Origin of the sequence: Methylophilus luteus (assembly GCF_042676265.1) — a bacterium.
Taxonomy (GTDB): domain Bacteria; phylum Pseudomonadota; class Gammaproteobacteria; order Burkholderiales; family Methylophilaceae; genus Methylophilus; species Methylophilus luteus.
In genome coordinates, this window is the sequence record NZ_JBHTKB010000001.1 from 1,303,447 (window position 1) to 1,327,231 (window position 23,785).

At 52.3% G+C, this 23,785-nt stretch carries 25 protein-coding genes and 1 tRNA gene; 3 read left to right on the forward strand and 23 right to left on the reverse strand.

The genetic code is table 11. The annotated features are described in order from the left end of the window. Positions 1-5: 5 nt before the first annotated feature. From nuoN to ACFQ1Z_RS06060, 21 genes are all read right to left on the reverse strand, one after another. Entirely contained in the window at positions 6-1,451 is a 1,446-nt protein-coding gene (nuoN, locus tag ACFQ1Z_RS05960) for an NADH-quinone oxidoreductase subunit NuoN (RefSeq protein ID WP_379056345.1), read from the reverse strand. A gap of 16 nt (positions 1,452-1,467) precedes the next feature. After that, positions 1,468-2,976 carry an NADH-quinone oxidoreductase subunit M gene (locus tag ACFQ1Z_RS05965; protein ID WP_379056346.1) on the reverse strand — a complete coding sequence of 503 codons (1,509 nt, stop codon included), beginning with the start codon at positions 2,974-2,976 and terminating at the stop codon, positions 1,468-1,470. Then, positions 2,976-5,060 (reverse strand): NADH-quinone oxidoreductase subunit L, encoded by a 2,085-nt coding sequence (gene nuoL, locus ACFQ1Z_RS05970; RefSeq protein WP_379056347.1) that lies wholly within the window; start codon positions 5,058-5,060, stop codon positions 2,976-2,978. Before nuoL ends, ACFQ1Z_RS05965 begins: the two co-directional genes overlap by 1 nt. Positions 5,061-5,065: 5 nt before the next feature. Continuing rightward, positions 5,066-5,371, reverse strand: coding sequence for an NADH-quinone oxidoreductase subunit NuoK (gene nuoK / locus ACFQ1Z_RS05975; protein ID WP_055825950.1), 306 nt, complete (start codon positions 5,369-5,371; stop codon positions 5,066-5,068). A 2-nt stretch (positions 5,372-5,373) separates the two neighbouring features. After that, positions 5,374-6,009, reverse strand: coding sequence for an NADH-quinone oxidoreductase subunit J (locus ACFQ1Z_RS05980; protein WP_379056348.1), 636 nt, complete (start codon positions 6,007-6,009; stop codon positions 5,374-5,376). Between the two features lie 18 nt (positions 6,010-6,027). Beyond that, complete coding sequence (gene nuoI / locus ACFQ1Z_RS05985) at positions 6,028-6,519, reverse strand: NADH-quinone oxidoreductase subunit NuoI (protein ID WP_379030951.1); 492 nt, start codon at positions 6,517-6,519, stop codon at positions 6,028-6,030. A 52-nt stretch (positions 6,520-6,571) separates the two neighbouring features. Then, positions 6,572-7,600: an NADH-quinone oxidoreductase subunit NuoH gene (gene nuoH, locus ACFQ1Z_RS05990; RefSeq protein WP_379056349.1), complete on the reverse strand. Its 1,029-nt coding sequence runs from the start codon at positions 7,598-7,600 to the stop codon at positions 6,572-6,574. 1 nt (position 7,601) lies between these two features. Continuing rightward, entirely contained in the window at positions 7,602-10,034 is a 2,433-nt protein-coding gene (gene nuoG, locus ACFQ1Z_RS05995; RefSeq protein WP_379056350.1) for an NADH-quinone oxidoreductase subunit NuoG, read from the reverse strand. A gap of 151 nt (positions 10,035-10,185) precedes the next feature. Next, the gene (gene nuoF / locus ACFQ1Z_RS06000; protein WP_379056351.1) at positions 10,186-11,520 is read right to left on the reverse strand and encodes an NADH-quinone oxidoreductase subunit NuoF; all 1,335 of its coding nucleotides are present in this window, start codon (positions 11,518-11,520) and stop codon (positions 10,186-10,188) included. Between the two features lie 11 nt (positions 11,521-11,531). Next, on the reverse strand, positions 11,532-12,011 hold the full coding sequence (nuoE, locus tag ACFQ1Z_RS06005; protein WP_379056352.1) for an NADH-quinone oxidoreductase subunit NuoE: 480 nt from the start codon (positions 12,009-12,011) through the stop codon (positions 11,532-11,534). Between the two features lie 46 nt (positions 12,012-12,057). Next, positions 12,058-13,311, reverse strand: coding sequence for an NADH-quinone oxidoreductase subunit D (locus tag ACFQ1Z_RS06010; protein WP_379056353.1), 1,254 nt, complete (start codon positions 13,309-13,311; stop codon positions 12,058-12,060). A gap of 96 nt (positions 13,312-13,407) precedes the next feature. Beyond that, complete coding sequence (locus ACFQ1Z_RS06015; protein ID WP_379056355.1) at positions 13,408-14,004, reverse strand: NADH-quinone oxidoreductase subunit C; 597 nt, start codon at positions 14,002-14,004, stop codon at positions 13,408-13,410. Positions 14,005-14,037: 33 nt separating this feature from the next. Then, positions 14,038-14,517, reverse strand: a complete 480-nt coding sequence (locus ACFQ1Z_RS06020) for a NuoB/complex I 20 kDa subunit family protein (protein WP_055825969.1) — start codon at positions 14,515-14,517, stop codon at positions 14,038-14,040. Between the two features lie 49 nt (positions 14,518-14,566). Beyond that, positions 14,567-14,896 (reverse strand): NADH-quinone oxidoreductase subunit A, encoded by a 330-nt coding sequence (locus ACFQ1Z_RS06025; RefSeq protein ID WP_379057182.1) that lies wholly within the window; start codon positions 14,894-14,896, stop codon positions 14,567-14,569. Positions 14,897-15,092: 196 nt separating this feature from the next. Continuing rightward, positions 15,093-15,177 (reverse strand) — tRNA-Leu (locus tag ACFQ1Z_RS06030). A 9-nt stretch (positions 15,178-15,186) separates the two neighbouring features. Continuing rightward, a complete protein-coding gene (gene secG, locus ACFQ1Z_RS06035; protein WP_379056357.1) occupies positions 15,187-15,531 on the reverse strand; it encodes a preprotein translocase subunit SecG in 345 nt (114 codons plus the stop codon). A gap of 66 nt (positions 15,532-15,597) precedes the next feature. Next, positions 15,598-16,380 carry a triose-phosphate isomerase gene (tpiA, locus tag ACFQ1Z_RS06040; protein WP_379056359.1) on the reverse strand — a complete coding sequence of 261 codons (783 nt, stop codon included), beginning with the start codon at positions 16,378-16,380 and terminating at the stop codon, positions 15,598-15,600. 130 nt (positions 16,381-16,510) lie between these two features. Next, the gene (locus ACFQ1Z_RS06045) at positions 16,511-17,590 is read right to left on the reverse strand and encodes an alkene reductase (protein WP_379056360.1); all 1,080 of its coding nucleotides are present in this window, start codon (positions 17,588-17,590) and stop codon (positions 16,511-16,513) included. Positions 17,591-17,689: 99 nt separating this feature from the next. Next, entirely contained in the window at positions 17,690-18,262 is a 573-nt protein-coding gene (locus ACFQ1Z_RS06050) for a YceI family protein (protein ID WP_379056362.1), read from the reverse strand. Between the two features lie 27 nt (positions 18,263-18,289). Beyond that, entirely contained in the window at positions 18,290-18,862 is a 573-nt protein-coding gene (locus ACFQ1Z_RS06055; RefSeq protein ID WP_379056363.1) for a flavodoxin family protein, read from the reverse strand. Between the two features lie 51 nt (positions 18,863-18,913). Next, positions 18,914-19,624 (reverse strand): pirin family protein, encoded by a 711-nt coding sequence (locus tag ACFQ1Z_RS06060; protein ID WP_379056364.1) that lies wholly within the window; start codon positions 19,622-19,624, stop codon positions 18,914-18,916. Between the two features lie 104 nt (positions 19,625-19,728). Between ACFQ1Z_RS06060 and ACFQ1Z_RS06065 the strand changes: the two genes are divergently transcribed. From ACFQ1Z_RS06065 to tadA, 3 genes are read left to right on the forward strand one after another with little or no spacing between them, the layout of a single operon-like run. Continuing rightward, the gene (locus ACFQ1Z_RS06065; protein WP_379056365.1) at positions 19,729-20,646 is read left to right on the forward strand and encodes a LysR family transcriptional regulator; all 918 of its coding nucleotides are present in this window, start codon (positions 19,729-19,731) and stop codon (positions 20,644-20,646) included. Between the two features lie 36 nt (positions 20,647-20,682). Continuing rightward, positions 20,683-21,138 carry a phosphate-starvation-inducible PsiE family protein gene (locus ACFQ1Z_RS06070; protein ID WP_379056366.1) on the forward strand — a complete coding sequence of 152 codons (456 nt, stop codon included), beginning with the start codon at positions 20,683-20,685 and terminating at the stop codon, positions 21,136-21,138. A gap of 5 nt (positions 21,139-21,143) precedes the next feature. After that, positions 21,144-21,608, forward strand: a complete 465-nt coding sequence (gene tadA, locus ACFQ1Z_RS06075; protein WP_379056367.1) for a tRNA adenosine(34) deaminase TadA — start codon at positions 21,144-21,146, stop codon at positions 21,606-21,608. An 85-nt stretch (positions 21,609-21,693) separates the two neighbouring features. Here the strand turns inward: tadA and ACFQ1Z_RS06080 are convergent, their stop codons facing one another. Both ACFQ1Z_RS06080 and ACFQ1Z_RS06085 read right to left on the reverse strand, forming a co-directional pair. Continuing rightward, positions 21,694-22,539 carry a PEP-CTERM sorting domain-containing protein gene (locus ACFQ1Z_RS06080; RefSeq protein WP_379056368.1) on the reverse strand — a complete coding sequence of 282 codons (846 nt, stop codon included), beginning with the start codon at positions 22,537-22,539 and terminating at the stop codon, positions 21,694-21,696. 83 nt (positions 22,540-22,622) lie between these two features. Further along, positions 22,623-23,510, reverse strand: a complete 888-nt coding sequence (locus tag ACFQ1Z_RS06085; RefSeq protein WP_379056369.1) for a PEP-CTERM sorting domain-containing protein — start codon at positions 23,508-23,510, stop codon at positions 22,623-22,625. Positions 23,511-23,785 lie beyond the last annotated feature (275 nt).

The window sequence follows — 23,785 nt, forward strand, 5'->3', positions numbered from 1 at the left end:
AGGCTTTACTGCAAACTCATCAACAGGCTACGGCCACAGACGCTGAGCAAGATCTCAGGGAACAGGCCCAGGCCCAGCAAGGCCAGCGAGTGTACGCTTAATACAAAACGCATGTCCACAGGGGCAGTCAGCGGTGAGTTATCCGCTGGCGCGTCGAAATACATTTTGCGTACGATATTCAGGTAGTAGAAAGCACCTATCACTGCCATCAATACCGCCAGCACCACCTGCCAGGTGAACCCGGCCTGCCATGCCGCCTGCAACACGGTGAACTTGGCGTAGAAGCCTATGGTAGGCGGGATACCAGCCATGCTGAACATAATGATCAACATCATGAAAGCAAACCACGGGTGGCGCTGATTCAGGCCTTTGAGGTCATCTATCTGTTCCGCTTCAAAGCCCTGGCGGCTCAACAGCAGGATAATGCCGAAACCTGCGATCGAGGTCAGCACATAGGTGCTGATATAGAAAAAGCTGGAGGCAAAGCCATTGGCGTTCGCACTCATCATGCCAAACATGATAAAGCCTACATGCGAGATGGTGGAATAAGCCAGCATGCGCTTGAGGTTGGTTTGCACTATGGCGCTGAAATTACCAATGACGATAGACAGCACAGCCATCAGCATCAGCATATCCTGCCAGTCCTGCGCCAGCGGATGCAGGCCTTGTACCAGCAAACGCACTGTCATGGCAAAGGCTGCCAGTTTAGGCACAGAGCCTATCAACAGGGTCATGGGCGTGGGCGAACCCTGGTACACATCTGGCACCCACATCTGGAAAGGCACAGCGCCAAACTTGAAAGCGATGCCCGACACCAGGAACACCAACCCCAGTATCAATATCGGGCTCTTCTCCTGCTGCAGTATGCTATTGGCGATATCACTGACATCCAGGCTGCCGGTCATGCCGTAGATCATGCTCATGCCATATAGCAGCATGCCGGAAGCCAGCGCACCGAGTACAAAGTATTTCATGGCGGCTTCTGAAGCGCGCGGGTTATCACGGTCAAATGCCACTAGTGAATACAGACACAGTGACAGCAGTTCCAGGCCGATATAAATCGTCAGCAGGTTATGGCCGGAAACCATGATCATCATGCCCAGCAAGCCAAACAGCACCATGGCATAAAACTCGCCCCGGTAGAGATTGCGGTCCTGCAGGTATTTGCGGCTATAGACAAAGATCAGCGAGGTGCCCAGATACATCATCATCTTGATCACGTCTGACAGCGTATCGTCTATAAACATATGCGAGAAGGCAAAGCCTACCGCAGGCGTCTGCGTCTTAACCGTGAAGAATGCCGCCGCAAACAGCGTGAACTGGCTCAGGCCATAAATGATGGAACGGTTTTGCGGCAGGATGAACAGATCCAGCAGCAAAATAAACATGGCCATGCCCAGCAATACCAGTTCCGGCAACAGGGCGAGCAAATCGAATTGCATATTATCCATTTTCTTACATCCTGCCTTAATAGCCTGTGACCGGCAATTTTGAGATCGCCATATGTTTCAGGAATTCACTACTGGTCGCCTGCATGACCTCGGTGATAGCTTGCGGGTACAGACCAAAGCCTATCACCAGAATAGCCAGAACGCCGAGGATCAGGAATTCGCGTTTATTTAAATCGGTCAGCTCTGCCACATGGTGGTTGTTGACGTCGCCGAAGAAGACGCGCTTGGTCATCCACAAGGTATAGGCAGCGCCAAAGATCAGGGTGGTGGCAGCAGCAAAACCTACCCAGAAGTTGAATTTCACTGCCGCCAGAATGACCATGAACTCACCGACAAAGCCCGAAGTGCCTGGCAGGCCGCTGTTGGCCATGGCAAACAGCACCGCGAACCCGGCAAATACCGGCATCTTGTTGGCAACACCGCCATACGCCGAAATCTCGCGACTGTGCACCCTGTCATACAGCACGCCTACACTGAGGAACATGGCCGAAGAAATAAAGCCGTGCGAGATCATCTGCACCATCGCGCCTTCCAGTGCCAGCTGGCCAAACATGAAAAAGCCCAGCGTGACAAAACCCATGTGCGAGATAGATGAATAGGCGATCAGTTTCTTCATATCGGTTTGCACCAGGGCGACCAGCGCGATATAAACGACGGCGATCAGCGACAGCACTATCATGGCGGTGCTGAAGTAATGCGAGGCATCCGGCGCGATAGGCATGGCAAAGCGCAGAAAACTGTAACCACCGAGTTTCAGTGCGATGGCTGCCAGCACTACCGAACCGCCGGTAGGTGCTTCCACGTGCGCATCTGGCAACCAGGTATGCACCGGCCACATCGGGATCTTGACCGCGAACGCCATAAAGAATGCGATAAAAATATAGATCTGCGCCTGCATGCTGAGCGGCAGCAGGTAGTAATCAGCCAGTTCAAAACTGCCGGTCTGGTGATACAGGTGTATAAACGCCACCAGCATCAGCAACGAACCGAGCAAGGTATACAGGAAAAACTTGACCGTGGCGTATACGCGGTTAGGCCCGCCCCAGATACCGATCACCAGGAACATAGGGATCAGCATCGCCTCCCAGAACACATAGTAAAGGATAGCATCCAGCGCGGTGAACACACCTATCATGATGCCGCTCATGATCAGGAAAGCCGCCATATACTGGGCGATATGCTTGGTGATCACTTCCCAGCCGGCCAGTACCACGATCACGGTCGTAAAGCTGGTCAGCAGCACCAGCGGCATGGAGAAACCATCTATGCCCAGGTGATAATGCATATTGAATGCCGGCACCCATGGCAGCAACTCTTCAAACTGGAAGAAGCCATCCTGCACATCAAACAGTGTGTAGAGCGGGATGGTGACCAGGAAACTGGCCAGGCTGCCAGCCAATGCCAGCCAGCGCGTCAGTGACGCCTTGTGGTCGCCCCCGAGCAGCAATACCAGCACACCGGAGAATACCGGTAGCCAGACGGCCAGACTTAACCATGAAATACTTGTGAGGTCGGCTTGCATCATTAATTGATTTTTACAAAAAGAGTCATGAGAAGGAATACGCCTATGATCATTGCAAAAGCGTAGTGATAAATTAAACCTGATTGCACATTGCGTAATCTGGCGGCGATCTTGCCCATGGTCCTGGCGGTGCCATTCACCATCGCGCCATCGATCAAGGTGATATCGCCAAACTTCCACAACAGGCGGCCCAGGTAACGCGAACCACCGGCAAAGAATTTCTCATTAAAGCTGTCGAAACCGTATTTGTTATCCAGTATGCGGTAAATCAGGTCGAAACGCTGTTTGATCGCAGCCGGGATATCCGGGCGCTTCATATAGAAGAACCAGGACAGCAACACGCCAGACGCCGCCAGGATGAATGGCAGGCTGGCAAAGCCATGTATCGCCATGCCGGCCGGGCTGTGCATGAATTCATGGTAGTGATGCGCCAGGTGCTCCATTGCCGGATGTGCTTCAGCATCGACAAAAATCACGTTTTTGAAGAAATCGCCAAATACCATGGGTTCCAGCGCAAAATAACCGATCAGCAACGACGGGATAGCCAGCAGTATCAATGGCAGCTTCACCACCCAGCCTGGCTCATGCGGATCATCCTCAGAGCCCAGGCCGTGGTGATGGGCGTCATCATGCGCGTGATCGTCAGCGTGGTCGTCGTGTGTTTTATGCGCATGCGCATCTTTGCTGTCATGACTGTGCTCAGCATGTGCGTGTGCCGCATGGCGCCACTTCTCCTCACCATGAAACACCAGGAAATACAGGCGGAAAGAGTAGAACGCGGTCACGAATACGCCGACGATGACGGCAAAGTAGGCAAAGCCGCTACCCGGGATATGCGACAACTCGACTGCTTCTATGATGCTGTCTTTGGAGTAAAAACCGGAGAAGAATGGCGTGCCTATCAAGGCCAGTGAGCCTATCAGCGAAGTGATCCAGGTGACAGGCAGGTATTTTTTCAGGTTGCCCATGTTGCGTATATCCTGGTCATGGTGCATGCCCATGATCACAGCACCCGCACCCAGGAACAACAGTGCCTTGAAGAAAGCGTGTGTCATCAGGTGGAAGATCGCCACCGAATAGGCGGAAGCACCCAGCGCGACCGTCATATAACCCAGCTGTGACAGTGTGGAATAAGCCACCACGCGCTTGATATCGTTCTGGATGATACCGAGGAAACCCATGAACAAGGCGGTAATGGCACCTATCACCATCACGGTAGACAAGGCCGTGGTCGATAATTCATACAGCGGCGACATGCGCGCGACCATAAAGATACCGGCGGTGACCATGGTCGCCGCGTGGATCAGGGCAGAGATAGGGGTCGGGCCTTCCATGGAATCCGGCAGCCACACATGCAAAGGCACTTGTGCCGATTTACCCATGGCACCGACAAACAACAGCAGGCAGGTGACGGTCATCAGCGACCAGGAACAGTTACCCAGCAGATTGACCTGCGCCCCGGCCAACGCAGGTGCACGCTCAAATACGGTGGCGTAATCCAGGCTGCCAAAATAGTAGAGCACCATGCCTATGCCCAGCAGGAAACCAAAGTCACCTACCCGGTTGACCAGAAAAGCTTTCAGGTTGGCATAAATCGCGGTCGGCCGGGTGAACCAGAAACCGATCAGCAGATAAGACACCAGGCCTACTGCTTCCCAGCCGAAAAACAGCTGCATGAAGTTGTTGCTCATCACCAGCATCAGCATGGAGAAAGTAAACAGCGAGATATAGCTGAAGAAACGGCTATAGCCCGGGTCTTCATGCATATAGCCTATGGTGTAGACATGCACCATCAGTGACACGAAAGTCACCACCACCATCATCATCGCACTCAGGTTATCGATCAGAAAACCGACTTCAAAATGAATATCGCCTGAATTCAGCCAGGTGTACACCGATTCATTGAGGGTAAAGCCAGCCAGCGTCTGGCTCAGTATATGCACCGACAAGGCAAACGCCGCGCCCACACCGGCAATGGTGATGACGTGTGCAGCCCAGCGTGGCAGGTAATTGCGCAACAAGCCGACCACCGCGGCTGCCAGCAAGGGCAGCAGAGGGATAAGAATCAGGATTTGTTTTATTGTCATTGCACTTAACCTTTTAACTGATCCAGATCATCAACATTGATGGTATGCAGATTACGGAACAGCACCACCAGGATGGCGAGACCTATCGCTGATTCAGCCGCCGCCACCGTCAGTATGAAAAACACGAACACCTGCCCGGCAATATCGTTGAGGTAATGCGAGAAGGCAATGAAATTCAGGTTCACCGCCAGCAGCATCAGCTCTATCGCCATCAGCAAAATGATGACGTTCTTGCGGTTGAGGAAAATACCGATCACGCTGATGGCAAACATCAGGGCACCCAGGATCAGGTAATGAGACAAGCCGACCATGATTATTTTTTCTCCTCTGTCGCCGGTGCAGTGGCAGGCGCCGGTGGCTCTACCTCGGCTGGCATGGACACAATACGCAGCCTGTCGCTACGTTTCACTTTTACCTGCTCGGACGGGTTCATCGATTTGTTATCCTGGCGCTCGCGCAACGTGAGTACGATGGCCGCGATCATGGCCACCAGCAGCACCACGGCAGCCAACTCGAACGGCAGCAGATAATCGGTATACAACACTTTGCCCAGGGCTGCAGTATTACTGTAACCATCAGGCGCGGTTACCGCCTGGCTGGGGTGCAGATTTTTGGCCGACAGCACCATCACCATCTCGCCCATCATGACCACGCCGAAGGTCAGCGCCAACGGCAGATTAGACCAGAAGCCTTCACGCAGCTTGTCGATATTGATATCCAGCATCATCACCACAAACAGGAACAGCACCATCACCGCACCTACATAAACCAGTATCAGCGCGATAGCGAGGAACTCTGCTTCGAGCAGCAGCCAGATGCCGGCAGCGGTAAAAAAAGCCAGTACCAGGAACAGCGCGGCATGCACCGGGTTGCGGGTAGTAATGACACGTATGCCGGAAAACAGCAGTATCGCTGCCAGCACATAAAAAACTATATCGGTGAATATCATGGATTTTCCTGTCCGCGCCTAGCGATAAGCCTTGTCCTGGGTACGATCGGCCGCGATCTCGGCCTCATATTTATCGCCGACTTCCAGCAACATTTCCTTGGTATATAACAGGTCACCGCGCTGCTCGCCGTGATAATCGAATATACGTGTCTCGACTATGCTGTCTACCGGGCAGGACTCTTCGCAAAAGCCGCAGAAAATGCACTTGGTCAGGTCTATATCGTAGCGCGTGGTTCGGCGGCTGCCATCTTCACGCTGGTCAGACTCGATGGTGATCGCCATTGCCGGGCACACCGCTTCGCACAATTTGCAGGCGATGCAGCGCTCTTCACCGTTAGGATAACGGCGCAAGGCATGCAGACCACGAAAGCGGTTAGACTGCGGCGTGCGTTCTTCCGGGTACTGGATAGTGATCTTCTTGGCAAAGAAATAGCGTCCGGTCAGGGCCATGCCTTTCAGCATTTCCCATAACATCAAACTGCCTAATGTATTTTTAATCGCGTTCAACATGGTAAGGTTTCTGTTATCCCTGTATGTGCATGGTCCAATATATGAATATCCATCAATGGAACAAGTAAGCCCACTGTGTTTGCATCATGGCGGCTACCACGACTATCCATACCAGTGTGATTGGAATAAATACTTTCCACCCCAGACGCATGATCTGGTCATAGCGGTAACGCGGAAAGGTCGCGCGGAACCATAAGAACATAAACAGCAGGAAAGCGACTTTGGCAAATAGCCACAAGATGCTATCCGGCAAGAATGGCAGTGGTGACAACCAGCCGCCGAGGAACATCAGTGCGGCCAGCATGGACACCAGTATCATATTGGCATATTCGGCCAGGAAGAACACCGCGAACGCCATCCCAGAATACTCGACATGGAAACCGGCCACGATCTCGGACTCACCTTCGGCCACATCAAACGGTGCGCGGTTGGTTTCGGCAACTGCGCTGATGAAATAGACAATAAACAACGGAAACAGCGGAATAAAGTACCAATGCCAGAAACCGCCCTCCTGCCCCATCACTATCTTGCCCAGATTGAGCGAGTTGGCACACATGAGCACACCCACCAGCGTGAAACCCATGGCGATCTCGTAAGACACGATCTGCGCGGCTGAACGCAGCGAGCCCAGAAAAGCGTATTTGGAGTTGGAAGCCCAACCGGCAATGATCACGCCGTAAACCGCGACTGACGTCATGGCCAGGATATACAGCAAGCCGGCATCGATATTGGCCAACACCAGCGTCGCATCGAACGGGATCACCGCCCAGGCCGCAAAGGCCGGCGCGATGGTCAGGATAGGGCCTATGAAAAACAGCACCTTGTTCGACGCCGTCGGCAGGATGATCTCTTTGAACAACAGTTTTAATGCATCGGCCACCGGTTGCAGCAAACCAAGCGGACCGACACGGTTAGGCCCTATGCGCACCTGCATAAAGCCTATCACCTTGCGCTCAAAATAGGTCAGGTAAGCGACGCAGACCATCAAAGGCAGCACAATGGCCACGATTTTCACCAGCGTCCAGCTCACCAGTTGCACATCTGGCCAGTAGGAACCAAATAATTCAGCAAAGAATTGCATGTTATGCCATCTCGGTCAGTTGTTTTTCGTAGATCACCACTTGCTCGGCGGCTGCTTTTTCTATGGTGATATCGCCCATCAGGTCACCCAGGCCCACGGTCAGCGGGTGTGCTGCGGCCACGCGTACGCAACCTTTGGCCACATGGTTATCCAGGCGCACCTTGAGTACAGCGCTGCCTTTATCCTGACGCGCGACCACGATATCGCCATCCTGCAGGCCCAACTCGGCCAGCTGTTCACCATGCATGCGTGCCATAGGGCGGATGTTGTATTTGGTTTTCTGCAACGGCGTTGAACGACGCACGATAGGATCAGACTCGTATTGCGGTACTTCACCTATGCGCTGCAGACCCAGTTTCTTGATATTGACCTGGATCTCAACCAGCTCTTTCAGGTTGTTGTTCAGGCTACGCCAGACCACAGCCGAAGGCTTCTCGCCATTGAAGACTGCATTTTTCACTTCTTCTGAACTGTTGTAGTCAAAACCAGGCAAGCCCAGGGTATTGGCCAGCACGCGTAACACTTTCCAGCCCGGGCGGCACTCGCCTAAAGGACGCGTCGCCGCCTGGAAGCTTTGTACCCGGCCTTCCATACTCATAAAAGTACCCGAGGTTTCGGTGAACGGCGCGATAGGCAACAGGATATCGGCGTTTTCCAGCGCGCTAGACTTGTAGGCGGTCAACGCCACCACGCATTCTGCTTTTGCCATGGCCTCATTGGCCAATGCCGCATGCTGGCAATCCAGTTCAGGTTCGATATTCAATAACAGGTAGGCCTTGCGCGGCACTTCGAGCATGGCGCGTGCATGCATGCCGGTGGCAGCTGGCATCACGCCTATCATGTGCATGCCGGTGCTGTTGGCTGCCGGTGGCAGGATACCGCCCTTGGCACCACTGATACCGCCTATGGCCTCGGCCATGCTGTACATTTCGGTAAAGCGCGGGTCGCTGAGCGCCATATTGCCGAGGAAGATACCGACTTTAGGCGCGATCAGGATCAGGTCTTCGCGGATACCGGCCAGGCTTTCTGCGATCTTCTGCGTGTTAGGACGGACCTGTATCTCTTCGAGTAACTTGTTCAGTGTCGGCGGCAGGCACAGTGACAGCTTTTGCAGGCCGGACATGCCTTTGAGGATCTGCCCGAGCACGTTCACCATATCGTTAGGGCGCACGATCACTTTGTGGGCGATATCCATCAGCGGGTCATTGTCTAGCGGGCTGACTATGCTGAGCTCGGCACCATTGGCGACCGCCTTGCGGATACGCTGCGCCAGCAGCGGGTGTTCGTTACGGATATTGGAGCCTATCAGCAGAATGCGGTCCAGCTCTTCTATCTCCTGGATATTGCAGCCCATCCACGGCGTACCGGTGCGCTTGCCATCCAGGCGGAAGTCAGTCTGGCGCAAACGGTAATCAACGTTGCCACAACCCAGGCCTTCGGCCAGTTGCTTGATCAGGTAGCCCTCTTCCATGGTGCTGTTAGGTGAAACCAGCACGCCCAGCGCATCGCCACCATATTGTTTGGTGATGTCCTTGAGCTGGCCGGCAGCGAATTCGAGTGCGGTTTTCCAGTCGGTCTCCTGCCATTGCCCGTTGTGCTTGATCATAGGCACTTTCAGGCGGTCCGGGCTGTTCAGGCCTTCGTAGGAGAAACGATCGCGGTCAGACAGCCAGCACTCATTGATAGACTCTTTTTCACGCGGCAATATGCGCATGACTTTGTTGTCTTTGACGTGGACTTCAACATGTGAACCCAGGCCGTCATGCGGGGCGATAGAAGGCCGGCGTACCAACTCCCAGCTACGTGCCGAATAACGGAACGGCTTGCTGGTCAGCGCGCCTACCGGGCACAGGTCTATGATGTTGCCACTGAGCTCGGAGTTGACCGATTGATCGACATAAGCGGTGATCTCGGCATGTTCACCACGGTTGACCAGACCCAGCTCCTGCATGCCACCGACTTCCTTGAGGAAGCGCACGCAACGGGTACACTGGATGCAGCGCGTCATATCGGTGCTGACCAGCGGGCCTATGTTCTTGTTAAAGACTACGCGTTTTTCTTCGGTGTAACGTGAACCGGAAGCGCCGTAAGCCACCGCGATATCCTGCAGATCACACTCGCCACCCTGGTCACAAATAGGGCAATCCAGCGGGTGGTTGATCAGCAAGAACTCCATCACGCTCTTTTGCGCTTCGACCGAGGCTTTGCTACGGGTGTAAATCTTCATGCCATCGGCCACCGGCGTCGCGCAGGCTGGCAATGGCTTATTGAATTTTTCTACCTGCACCAGGCACATGCGGCAGTTGGCGGCCACCGACAGTTTTTTGTGATAGCAGAAACGCGGGATGGCTATGCCTACCGCATCCGCAGCATCAATAATGGTGCTGCCGTGTTCGACCTCTAGTGGTTTGCCATCAATTTCAATATTTAGCATAGTTTCAGCACTGTATTATTCGTTACAAAACATATAGTTAAATGAGCGAGCGCGTGAAGGAGAAGGCGCACGGCACGCAGAAACCGGAATGTACTGATGTACATGAGGATTTCGAGTACCGCGCAACGCAGTCATTCGCACGCGCAGCCATTTAACGACCGTCAATCATGGACTTGCCATGCTGTATGTAGTACTCAAACTCCGGGCGGAAATGCTTGATAAAGCTCAGCACCGGTGTCGCCGCTGCATCTCCCAGCGCACAAATGGTGCGGCCAGAAATGTTATTGCTCAAATCGGTCAGCAGATCCAGGTCTTCCATCTTGCCTTTGCCATCCACGATACGCTCAATGATGCGATAGACCCAGCCGGTGCCTTCACGGCAGGGCGTACACTGGCCACAACTTTCTTCATAAAAGAAATAGCTCAGGCGCTTGAGAGTTTTCACCATGCAGGTAGTGTCATCCATGACTATCATGGAACCCGCCCCCAGGCTGGAACCGGCTTTGCTCAGGCCATCGTAATCCATGGTGGCATTTTCAATGGCACTGGCTGGCATCACCGCAGTAGAAGGCCCGCCAGGGATGACTGCCTTTAGTTGACGGCCTTTCCAGATACCGCCTGCCATTTGCAGCAGGTCTTTAAAAGGCGTGCCCATTTTGATCTCATAGTTGCCAGGTTTTTCTACATGGCCTGACACCGAGAACAACTTGCTACCACCAGAGTTAGGCACGCCCAGGTCAGCAAACGCCTGGCCGCCGTGCTGCATGATCCACGGGATAGAAGTATAGCTCTCGGTATTATTGACATTGGTCGGCTTGCCAAACACACCATAACTGGCGGGGAAAGGCGGCTTAAAGCGCGGCTGGCCTTTTTTGCCTTCTATGGATTCGATCAGGGCGGTCTCTTCGCCACAGATATAAGCGCCGTAGCCGTGCACGGCATACAGGTCAAAACTGAAATTGCTGCCAAACAGGTTTTCACCGAGGTAGCCCGCTTCGCGTGCTTCTGCCAGTGCGGCTTCAAATATCTCGTAATCCTGCCAGATCTCGCCGTGTATATAGTTGTAACCTACACGTGCGCCCAGGGTATAAGCGGCGATCGCCATGCCTTCTATGAGCTGATGCGGGTTGTAACGTATGATGTCGCGGTCTTTGAAGGTGCCGGGTTCACCTTCATCGGTATTGCAGACCAGGTATTTGGTGCCATCGTAATAACGTGGCATAAAACTCCACTTGAGGCCGGTGGGGAAACCCGCACCGCCGCGTCCGCGCAAGTTGGAGACTTTGATCTGGCTGATGATTTCCGGGGCCTTGGTTTTTTCTGCTACCAGCCGCTTGAGCTGCACGTAACCGCCCAGCTTTTCATAAGTGGCCAGTGCGGCCGGGTTTTCTTCAGTCAGTGTGCGCAAGGTGACCAGCGTTTGCCCGGCCAGCTCGGTTTTCACCACTGGGGCCTGCTTGACTGGGTTAGTTGAAGTATTTGCCATTCACGCTTCCTTCAGCCCTTATTCAGCTCGTTAATGAGCGCATCCACTTTTTCAGTGGTCAAAAATTCATGCATCTGGCTGTTGTTGACATGCAACAGTGGAGCGCCACCACAGCAGCCCATGCACTCGCCCTCTTTCAGACAGAATTTGCCATCGGCGGTGACTTCATTAAAGCCGACACCGAGTTTATGTTGCAGGTGTTCAACGATCTCATCCGAACCGCGCAGCATGCAGGAAATATTGGTACAGATAGTGATCTTGTGCTCGCCTACCGGTTCCAGGTCGTACATATTGTAGAAAGTGGCGACTTCCAGTGCGGCGATCTCCGGGATGCGCAGGTACTTCGCCACTTCGGAGATGCTTTCCTTGGATAACCAGCCGCGTTCCATCTGCACAATGCGCAAGGCTGACATCACTGCCGCCTGGCGCCTGTCTTTAGGATACTTGGACAGTTCGTACTCTATTTTCTCTATCGCTTCTGCACTTAACATGCTTGTACCTTAATCTCTTTTCGATCTGCGGCTGTCACGTATCCGGTTATCTATCGATCTCGCCGAACACGATGTCTTGTGTACCAATGATAGCCACCAGATCGGCGATCATATGCCCTTTGGTCATTTCATCCAGCGCGGCCAGGTGCGCAAAACCCGGCGCCCGTATCTTCAGCCTGTAAGGTTTGTTGGCCCCATCTGAAATCATATAGATGCCGAACTCACCTTTAGGATGCTCTATCGCGGCATAGGCTTCGCCTACCGGCACGTGAAAACCTTCGGTAAACAACTTGAAGTGGTGGATCAAGTCTTCCATATTGGTTTTCATGCCTTCGCGGTTAGGCGGCGCTACTTTGTTATCATCAGTGATGACCGGGCCGGGGTTCACGCGCAGCCAGTCTATACATTGCTTGATGATGCGATTGGACTGGCGCATTTCTTCCACGCGCACCAGGTAGCGGTCATAACAGTCGCCGTTGACGCCCAGCGGGATATCGAAATCCATTTTGTCATAGACTTCATACGGCTGTTTCTTGCGCAGGTCCCAGGCGATGCCGGAACCGCGCAGCATGGCGCCGGTCAACCCCAGCGCCAGGGCACGTTCAGGCGTCACCACGCCTATGCCCACGGTACGCTGCTTCCAGATACGGTTATCGGTCAGCAGGGTTTCGTACTCATCGACATAAGTGGGAAAACGGTTAGTAAAATCTTCAATGAAATCGAGCATGGAACCCTGACGGTTCTCGTTCAGTTTGTTGATCTCGGCTGCACTGCGGAATTTGGTGGTCTGGTGCTGCGGCATTTTTTCCGGCAGGTCACGGTAAACACCACCCGGACGGTAATACGCCGCATGCATACGCGCGCCGGAAACCGCCTCATACACATCGAACAGGTCTTCACGCTCGCGGAAAGCATACAGGAACACTGTCATCGCCCCCACATCCAGCGCATGTGCACCCAGCCATAACAGGTGATTGAGGATACGGGTGATCTCGTCAAACATGACGCGTATGTATTGCGCGCGTACCGGCACTTCCAGCCCCAGCATCTTTTCGATCGCCATCACATAAGCATGCTCGTTGGCCATCATGGACACATAATCCAGCCTGTCCATATAAGGCACACTTTGCAGGTAGGTGCGATTTTCAGCCAGCTTTTCGGTGGCCCGGTGCAACAAGCCTATATGCGGGTCTGCACGCTGTATCACCTCACCATCCAGCTCCAGCACCAAACGCAACACACCATGCGCCGCAGGGTGCTGCGGGCCAAAGTTCATGGTGTAATTCTTAATTTCTGCCATAGCTAGCAAGCCCCAAACATGCAATATTCAGCCCGAGCAAAGGCAGAACTTTGAAAAGAGAATGAACGACTGTGGTTGCAGACAACGGTCAAACGATCAACCATGATGCTTTCCTTCATCACGAATCAGGCGCGGCACATTGTTACGCGGGTCTATAGACACCGGTTGATAAACGACACGCTGCTGCACCGGGTCATAACGCATTTCCACATTACCTATCATGGGGAAATCTTTACGGAAAGGATGGCCGACAAAACCGTAATCGGTCAGCAAACGGCGCAGGTCGGGATGGTTCTCGAACATCAGGCCATAGAGGTCGAACGCTTCACGCTCGAACCAGTTAGCCACCGGCCAGACATCGACCAGGGTAGGAAAAACCGGGAAATCATCATCGGTGGCAAAAGCGCGTATGCGCACACGCTGGTTCAAACCGACCGATAAAAGATGCAGTACCACGGCAAAGCGCGGGCCTTCCCAACGGCCATCAGCATAATCGGAATAATCCACACCACACAGGTCGATCAGCTGCTCGAACCTGAGTTCGGCATGGGTCTTCAATTTATCGGCCACGGCCAGCAAGTGTTTAACATGCACTTCAACCGTGATCTCGCCCAGCTTTTGCTCCAGTTTCACCACGCCATCACCCAAGGCTAACTTGAGCTGTGCGGACAAATGTTCTAGTTTTGCGGACATAGTGTGGTTTCTTGGGCTGGTTATTCGTTAGCGTCAGGTTCTGGCGATGGTATTGGTACGTTTGATCTTTTTCTGCAGCTGGATGATGCCGTACAACAGCGCTTCAGCGGTCGGCGGGCAACCCGGCACATAGACATCGACCGGCACGATACGGTCACAACCGCGCACTACCGCATAAGAATAATGGTAATAGCCGCCACCGTTGGCACAGCTACCCATAGAGATCACCCAGCGTGGCTCTGCCATCTGGTCGTAGACTTTACGCAGGGCCGGCGCCATCTTGTTCACCAGTGTGCCGGCGACTATCATGACATCCGATTGACGCGGGCTGGGGCGGAAAACAATGCCAAAGCGGTCCAGGTCGTAACGCGCGGCACCGGCATGCATCATTTCAACCGCGCAGCAGGCCAGGCCGAACGTCATAGGCCATAAAGAACCGGTACGCGTGTAATTGATCACCGTATCCAGGGTGGTGGTGACAAAGCCTTTTTCCAGTACGCCTTCAATACTCATAGCATGTACCCCATTCCCATCAACTGTACTCTACCCAGTCCCATTACACCTAGTCCCATTCCAGCGCACCCTTCATCCACTCGAAGATAAAGCCGACCACCAGTACAAACAGGAACACCATCATTGCCCAGAAACCGGCAGCACCGATTTCCTGGATGACGATAGCCCAGGGGAAGAGAAATGCAATTTCGAGATCGAACAGGATAAACAGGATGGCAACCAGGTAGTAGCGCACATCGAACTTCATACGCGCGTCTTCAAACGCTTCAAAGCCGCATTCATAAGGAGAGTTTTTTTCCGCATCAGGCCGGTGCGGAGAGACAAGTTTACCGACGATAAGTGGTCCCAGGCCAACGCCCAAGCCCACCAGGGTAAACATTAAAATCGGGAAATAATTTTCTAACACTGATTTGCCTTAATCGATCATGTTAACAAGTCATTTCACTGCAAACCAAAACGGCCTGACAAGCACACACGAAACACGCCCAAGCAAACAATCCCAAACAGCCAGCGTCGTTAAATGTATCAACCCTGCAATCAAAACACAATCACAGCCAGATCACACATGACGTCACTGGTGCCGTCGGCGAGACTCGAACTCGCACAACTTTCGTCACTACCCCCTCAAGATAGCGTGTCTACCAATTCCACCACGACGGCTTAAAAAAACTAGTTTGGAATATCTTTGGGTGTATTTTCAACCGGCTTGGCGGGTTGAGCCGCTTCACCTTTGGCCGGAGCCTGTTGTGTCAACGGGGATTTAACCACGCTGCCAGAACCCGCTTTATGACTGGACATAAATGCCAGCGTCAAACTGGTTGCAAAAAATACTGTAATAAAAATCGATGTCAGCTTACTGAGCAAATTGGAAGAGCCGGAAACCCCAAACAAACTACCTGAGGCACCACTTCCGAACGCCGCACCCATGTCAGCGCCTTTGCCGTGCTGTAATAAGACCAGGCCAATCACTGAAGCAGCTGCCAACACATGAATGACGAGAATGACGTTTTCCATAATCCTTTAATCCGATAAATGAATAACAATTGCGCTTGTGGCACTTTTGTTATTTAGCTAGAGGTACTATTTTACAGGGACGGCCTGACATATTTTTATAAATTGCTCTACATCTAATGAGCAACGGCCGACCAGCGCACCATCTATTTCCTTCTGATTTAATAATTGTACCGCATTTTGTGGATTTACGCTGCCCCCGTACAGGATTTTTAACGAGGCCGAGGCTGATTTATCGGCACTCGCCACCGTGTCACGGATAAACTGGTGCATGGCGACAGCCTGTTCTGCAGTGGCAGCCAGGCCGGTACCTATGGCCCAGATAGGCTCGTAAGAAACGATAGCGCCGGCAAACGCCTCGCCACCAAACAGGCGAATTATGGTTTCCAGCTGCTTGCCGACCACCCTCTCCATCACGCCGGCTTCACGCTCCAGCAAGGTTTCACCTACGCACAGGATAGGGGTCAGGCCGTGGCGTTTGGCCACCATCATTTTTTCAGCGATATTCTCATCTGATTCACAATAGGCGGTGCTGCGCTCGGAATGGCCTATGATCACATAGCGCGCGCCAAAATCCTGCAACATGCTGGCACCGACTTCACCGGTGTAAGCGCCCTGCTCATATTTGGCAAGGTTCTGCGCGCCCCAGCCCAGCCTGGTCGACGACAGCAATGACTGCGCCTGCGGCAGGTAGGGGTAAGGCACACAAACGACGACATCAGTTTGCGGCAGCGATTGCAGGCCGTGCAGATATCCTGTTATCAACGCCTGGTTCAGCGCCAGGCTGCCATGCATCTTCCAGTTGGCGACAACTATTTTATTGCTAGAGGTGGTTGAATCAGCTTGAGACATGCAGAAATTAACTCACAGTGTACGGAGCGTCAGCTCGGTTGAATTTGCTTTGCGCGAATTCTACGCCCGCACACTGTGAGCGACAAGCCCGGTCGGCAAAAACCCGGTAAAAAACCCCGGCAAAGAAACTCTAGGCGGTCAGGAAAGGATAATCGGTATAACCGTGCTCGTTGCCGCCATAGAACGATGCAGAGTCGGCTTCGTTCAAAGGCGCATCTTTTGCATAACGCGCCACCAGGTCGGGGTTGGCGATAAACGGTACGCCAAAAGCGACCGCATCGGCATGGCCGCTGGCGATCACCGCATTGCCGCGCGCTTTATCGTAACTCAGGTTGGCAATGTAGCCATTGTTAAACTGTTTACGCAGCGCTTCAAAATCAAACGGCTCGGACTCGCCACCACCATGAATGCCGCCTTCTACCGCATGCAGATAAGCCAGGTCGAACTGGTTAAGGGCCTGTGCCACATAATTGAATGTCTGCTGTGGCTGGCTGTCTTTCATGTCGTTGAACGGGTTGACCGGCGAGATACGCACGCCTACCTTGTCGGCACCTATGGTATCGACCACTGCCTGCACCACTTCCAGCAATAAACGGGCACGGTTTTCCACTGAGCCACCATAGGCATCCTGCCTGTGGTTGCTGCCGTCACGTAAAAACTGGTCCAGCAGGTAACCGTTGGCTGCATGCACTTCGACACCATCAAAGCCGGCAGCGATCGCGCAACGCGTGGCATGCACGTAGTCTTGCACGATGACAGGCAGCTCATCGAGTTCCAGCGCGCGCGGGGTGACGTAATCCTGCAGCCCCTGATAAGTAAAAGCCTGGCCAGCCGGCTTGATCGCCGAAGGCGCTACCGGTTGCGCCTGGTTAGGCAACAAGCTGGGGTGGGAGATACGGCCCACATGCCAGAGCTGGATCACGATCTTGCCGCCCTGGGTGTGCACAGCATCAGTCACTGCTTTCCAGCCGGCGATCTGTGCGTCGGTATAAATGCCAGGCAATGCCGGGTAACCATGTGCCATAGGCGTGATTGGTGTCGCTTCGGTAATGATCAGGCCGGCAGTAGCGCGCTGCTCGTAATACGTCACATTCATGGCTTGCGGCACGCCGCCCTCGCCTGCCCGGTTACGCGTCAGTGGTGCCATCACTATGCGGTTTTTCAAACTGATAGCACCCAGCTTTGCTGGGGAAAATAAATCCAATGCCATTGCATTCTCCATATTGATATTTTCAAGAAACTTTTAAACGACGATACGGAGCGAGGCAAAACCTTGCCAGGCATCCGTATCTGTTACCAGTTATTAGTGCTATTTAGCTTTGACGCCTTCAATGAGCAAGGTGACTTCTATCTCGTCACCGACTGGTGCATTGGCACCCGTGGCCCAGCCATAACCATAATCAGACGCTTTCAAGGTGACATGGCCTTCAAAACCGGCACGCTGGCCGCCCCATGGGTCAGCGCCGTAGCCCAGCACGCGCACCGGGATATCCACCAGCTTGGTCACGCCATGAATAGTCAGCTTGCCTTGCAGGATGGCCTGATTCTGGTTAGAAGCGGTGACTTTGGTGCTTTCAAACTGGATCTGGGTGTATTTGGCCACATCCAGGTATTTATCAGCCTTGATATGTTCATCGCGTTTGGCGAAACCGGTGTTGACACTGGCGACATTGATGGTGGCCTTGATGGTCGCTGAATTCAGATTGGCAGGGTCCAGCGTGATCACGCCGGTCACATCGTTAAAAGTACCGGATGTTTTGGCAACCACGTGGCGTATGCTGAAATTGGCAAAACTGTGCGAGGCATCGATATTGTATGTTTCAGTGGCGGCCCAGGCCTGAGAGGCTGCCAGCATGCTGATGGCCAGGAATATTCTTTTCATTTATTTCTCCTTATTGGTTTTGGATTGTTATTTAGTGACAGAAAATCGTTGGGCAACCGTGGCAACACGCTCACCCAAATGCTCGGCGGTCAGCAAATCACTTGGGATCGGACCGAACTCGGGGCCTTGATCAGCATTGGCCTGTGCCATGGCGCCCAAAAAGCCGCCCAAACGATTTAAATCGTTGACCGAGCCCTTGCTGTTATTGTTCCCCGGCAATAAGTCTTGCCCTACCCAGATCATGCCATGCTGTGCGGCAAACACGGCCAACTGTATCAGGGTATTCAACTTGTCGCCGCTTTGGCTGGCAGAGGTGGTGAAACCGGCGGCGATCTTATCCTGCCACTCGCGCACATACCACTTCTCCGAACTGGCATCCATAAAAGCCTTAAACGCAGCGGCGGCAGACCCCATATAAGTCGGAGTACCGAAAATAATGGCATCACTAGCTTTCAGCACATCCCACTGTTGCTGGGCCTGTTCCACTGTTAAAAGATGCACGCTGATGCCTGCTACCTTTTCTACGCCGCGCGCAACCGCTTTCGCCTGCTCCGCAGTATGTCCATAACCACTGTGATACACGATAGAAACTTGAGTCATTTTTGTACTCCCTCAATTAAAGTCAATAATAGCAAAGTCGTTGATAGCAATTTATTCAGCACTACCAGGCAGATCAAACCACAACACTTCACTTTCTGCCTGCGCGCGCATCTCCAGCTGCGTCGCGCTGTCTATCTTGAGCGCATCGCCGGTCGCCAGTCGCTGGCCGTCTATCTCCACCTCACCACGCGCGATATGCATGTAAGCGCTACGGCCGGCGCTGACTTCAAGCGGCAAACTGTGGCCAGCTTCAAGCACTGTGGCACAGAGTGTCACATCCTGATGTACTTTTAATGAACCATCCCAGGCATCGGGTGAGGCGATCAGTGCCCAGCGATTCAATTTGCTGGCGACAGCAATGGTTTTTTCCTCATATCCCGGTGCCAGATTCAATGTCGCAGGCGTGATCCATATCTGCAATAAATGCGCGGTGGTTTGATCAGAAGCATTCATCTCGCTATGACGCACACCGGTGCCGGCTGTCATGCGCTGTACATCGCCAGCGCGTATGACTGAGCCATTGCCCATGCTGTCGGTATGGCGCAACTCGCCTTCCAGCATATAGGTGATGATCTCCATATCCTGGTGACCATGCATGCCAAAGCCTTTGCCAGGTGCGACTTTGTCGTCATTGATGACGCGCAACACCGAAAACCCCATATGGGCCGGGTCGTAATAGTTGGAAAAAGAAAAGCTGTGAAAGCTTTCCAGCCAGCCATGATTGGCGTAACCACGTGTATTTGAAGGGCGAATGTTCAACATTTATTCACTCCGTTTGAAAGATTAAATGTATGATAAAAAAACACTAAGCTGATTGATAGCGAAACATTTTGCATCAGTCGTTCAATTTTTTTGATGAAGAAATTATGAGCATTAAACTCAGCCTCGAAGCGCTGGAAGTCATAGACATGATAGACCGCAAAGGCAGCTTTGCGGCAGCGGCCGAGGCCTTGTACCGCGTGCCTTCGGCACTGACTTACAGCGTGCGCAAACTGGAAGAGGATTTAGGCATAGAGTTGTTTGACCGCAGCGGGCACCGTGCTACCCTGACGCAAGCCGGGGCGGAGCTGCTCAAAGAAGGTCGTTATTTGCTGGATGCCGCCCAGACGCTGGAATGCCGGGTGCGTAGAATAGCCACTGGCGTTGAAACCGATATTGCGATCGCCATCAGTGACCTGTTCGATTTCCAGCCTGTCCTGGATTTATTACAAGCGTTTTACCAGCAAGGATTTGGCACCCGCGTTAAACTTTTGCGTGAAGTCTACGGTGGCAGCTGGGATGCCCTGCAAACCAACCGCGCAGATATTTCAATAGGTGCGCCAGGTGATTCGCCACCCGGCAATGGTTTTGGCACGCATTTGCTAGGGCAACTGGAATTTGTATTTGCGATTGCGCCACATCATCCGCTGGCAGCTCTGCCCGAGCCATTGAACGCCGATGATATCGTGCAGCACCGGGTAGTCGCTGCAGCCGATAGCTCGCGCAACCTGCCGCCGCGCACCTCAGGCATACTTTCCGGTCAGGATACCCTGACCGTTCCCGACATGCAGACCAAGCTGCAGGCGCAGATCTCCGGCATCGCCATCGGCTATTTACCCAAACAAATGGCGCAATCAGCCGCCGACCAAGGCCTGCTGCTGATCAAGCAAGTAGCTGAACCCAAACCAGTGGCACCGACCTTTATCGCCTGGCGCCAGCAACGCCCGGCCGATATGGGCAAAGCCATGCAGTGGCTGCTCAAGCAACTCTCAGAACTCACTTTGGAGCAATTACTCAGCAAATGATTTATCATTTGGGCTGGATTGCCTAACGGAAACAGCATGTCCCAAGAACAACTACCAGAAGAATTCGAACCACTCAACCGCATCGCCATCAAGGCCATGTTATGGCTGAATGGCCTGGCCCACATCATCATAGGCATGGCACTCGCCATCTCGGTGATCATGTTCACCTGGCTATTCTTTATCGATGTCAAAGAAGCTGCCTCGACCAACACCCTGGTGCATGGCTTTTTACGCGCGTTGGGCACCCTGATGCTGCTGTGGTCTATCTCGGCACTGATCTCGGCCGAGATCCGCTATCTGCGTGGCCACAAACTGCTGGTGGAAACCTTTGTCGAAGTGGTGCTGGTCATGTTTCTGCGCAAACTGATCGTGTTGCCGGTGCAGGACGCGACCCCGACCTATCAGGAGATAGGCATCTGGCTGGCTGGTGCTTTCACCATGAGCCTGGTGTATATCCTGATCCGCCTGGCCGATAAACCCAGCAGCAAATAAACAGCATGCAAGATCAGGAATACATGCGCATGGCCATTGCGCTGGCACAAGAAGCCGCCAGCCTGGGTGAAGTGCCCGTAGGTGCAGTGGTGGTTAAAGATGGCGCAGTGATAGGCCGCGGCAAAAACGCCCCCATCAGCCTGAACGACCCCACCGCCCATGCCGAGATCCAGGCCATGCGTGAAGCGGCTAACTACCTGGGTAACTACCGCCTGGTCGATTGCACTCTATATGTCACGCTGGAACCCTGCGCCATGTGCAGCGGTGCCATCCAGCACGCACGCATCGCCCGCCTGGTCTATGGTGCCAGCGACCCCAAAACCGGCTGCTGCGGCAGTGTGATCGATTTAATGGCCGAACAAAAACTCAATCATCATTGTGAAGTCACAGCGGGTGTTAGCGCCGAGGAGTGTGGCACGCTGCTAAGTAGTTTTTTCAGACAGCGCAGGCTGGAGAAAAGCAAAACTTAACAGCCATGATTTAAAGCAGCCACAGTGGATAAGCAAAAAAATAAACCCGCCTATGGCGGGTTTATTGTTCACTACTTAAATTGAATTAAGCAGATTTACGACGGCGCACAATAGTACCGATCAAAGCCAGACCTGCCATCATCATGGCGTATGTTTCAGCTTCTGGCACTGCAGTCACAGTGAAACCACTCAGGAACATGTCCTGACGGATACGGCCGCCTTCAGATGCAGAACCACCTTGTACGATATGAACAGCGTTAGCAGTCCAATCAATTCTGTATTGATCAGCACTGACTCTCAGCAAATATAATGCACTGTTAGGACTGTCTTCATCGATACTCACATCAGTACGGATGGCCACTTTGTCAGCATCAAAATAAGCGCCTGTACTGGCTGTTCCTGCATTATAGACTGGAGCAGGATCATTTGGTGCAGGGTTACCATTGGAACCATTCTGATAGTAATCAGAGCGTGACGGGTCACGTAAACGGTATCCATCTACCGGGGCAGTTGCATAAACATCTGAAGCAAACACCCATGCAGCAGAAATCGTACCTGCGTAATCAGCAAAACCGCTACGCACGATAGAATTGATTTCTGTAATGCCGTTTGAGTCGTTATCTAACTGAAAATAGCTACCAATAATATATGAGTTAGTTGCGCTATCCAACCATACTGAATCAGTAAAGATACCTACTGCAGCACTGTTTATCGGTGAATAAACGGTAGAAGTCACAGAGTTTTGCAGTGTCCATGTCGGTGACAGGCCAGCAGTTAGATAAAATGGATCAGTGGCAATGTTATTTGTACTACCAGGTGTACGAGCACCGGTATTCAAAACATCGACAAATCCGCCAGCATATGCGCTAGAAGTTGCTGCTAAAGCAAAGGCTGCCGCAACAAAAGACTGTTTCCAAAGCGTTACTTTCATAGTAATATTTCCTCACAATTTGAAGTTAATTAGATGGCGGGGTAGCATTTACTCCCCGCTCTTTTTTTTCATGGCATTTAGTTTTATGCAGCACCTTGATTTTTACGACGACGTGCTGCAATTCCCACCAAGCTCAGCCCAGCCATCATCAAAGCATAACTTTGCGGCTCAGGCACAGCAGTTGCTGAAGCTACGAACCCGCTGATAAAACCGCCGACTACTGGCTGACCCTCCTCACCTGCCTGAAAATAACCAATGGCTTTTGAACCTAGGGAGTAGTATTGAGCATCGGTCTTGACTAGAAATAATCCACTCCATGGATTACCCTCAGAAACACTGAAGTCGCCTTTTTGACGAACTACATTTTGGTTGTAACTTACGACAGAGTTAAAGCTATGGTCATCGGTTAGCGCAGCTTCATATAAACGTAAATCGTTATCGCTTGAAAATAGCCAAGCTACCTGAGGAGTGTAAGTGCCGGTTGTAGAGAAATTGTAGCGATAGAGAAAGTTTGCCTCCTCATTGTTTGCAACCTGATTTAGATATCGAGTTGCAAAAACCAGCTTACCATCGGCACTATCCTGATAAACGAAATCGTAGACTGTCGCTTGTTTAGAGCCGGGAGACAAATCGACACCGGTAGTAACTCTCCAATCCAGCAGTGTTAATGTTCCTGTACTTTTAATATTGGCTGGATTGTTTGGATTGCCAACATGTGTGGCGTAATCAATAGTTGAAGCAACCACAAAACCATTTGGATTACTTGCTTCATATCCCGCAAGATATGTTGCATCTTGAACCAACAGATGAAACTGATCAGCATTTGGGTTTTGAGCTCCAGACTTGATCCCGCCATTTACGGTACTTAAAATCGTTCCGTTACCATTAGTTAATTGGACGAAATTACCAGCATAAGATGCAGTTGCTGTAACGGTTAACAATGTAGCTAACACCAATGTTTTTAATTTCATTGCTATTTCTCCTAAATATAGTTTTTTTTAAACCAACTTCTAATCCTGATGCCTATTTGTAATAGTTTGAATGCCATCATTTCTGTTTAACGCAAAGGATGTGCCATCAACCATGAGACAACAAATCTTTAATTTCAGGACTTAGGAGAAAACCTCTTAATTCTCAATTAGTACTATAAATATCAGAAACTTATAAATTAACTCCATCTACAGACTCATATCCTAGATAGCTAAATTCCTTGCAAGTTAAATATAATTAACATAAAAAATTTAGC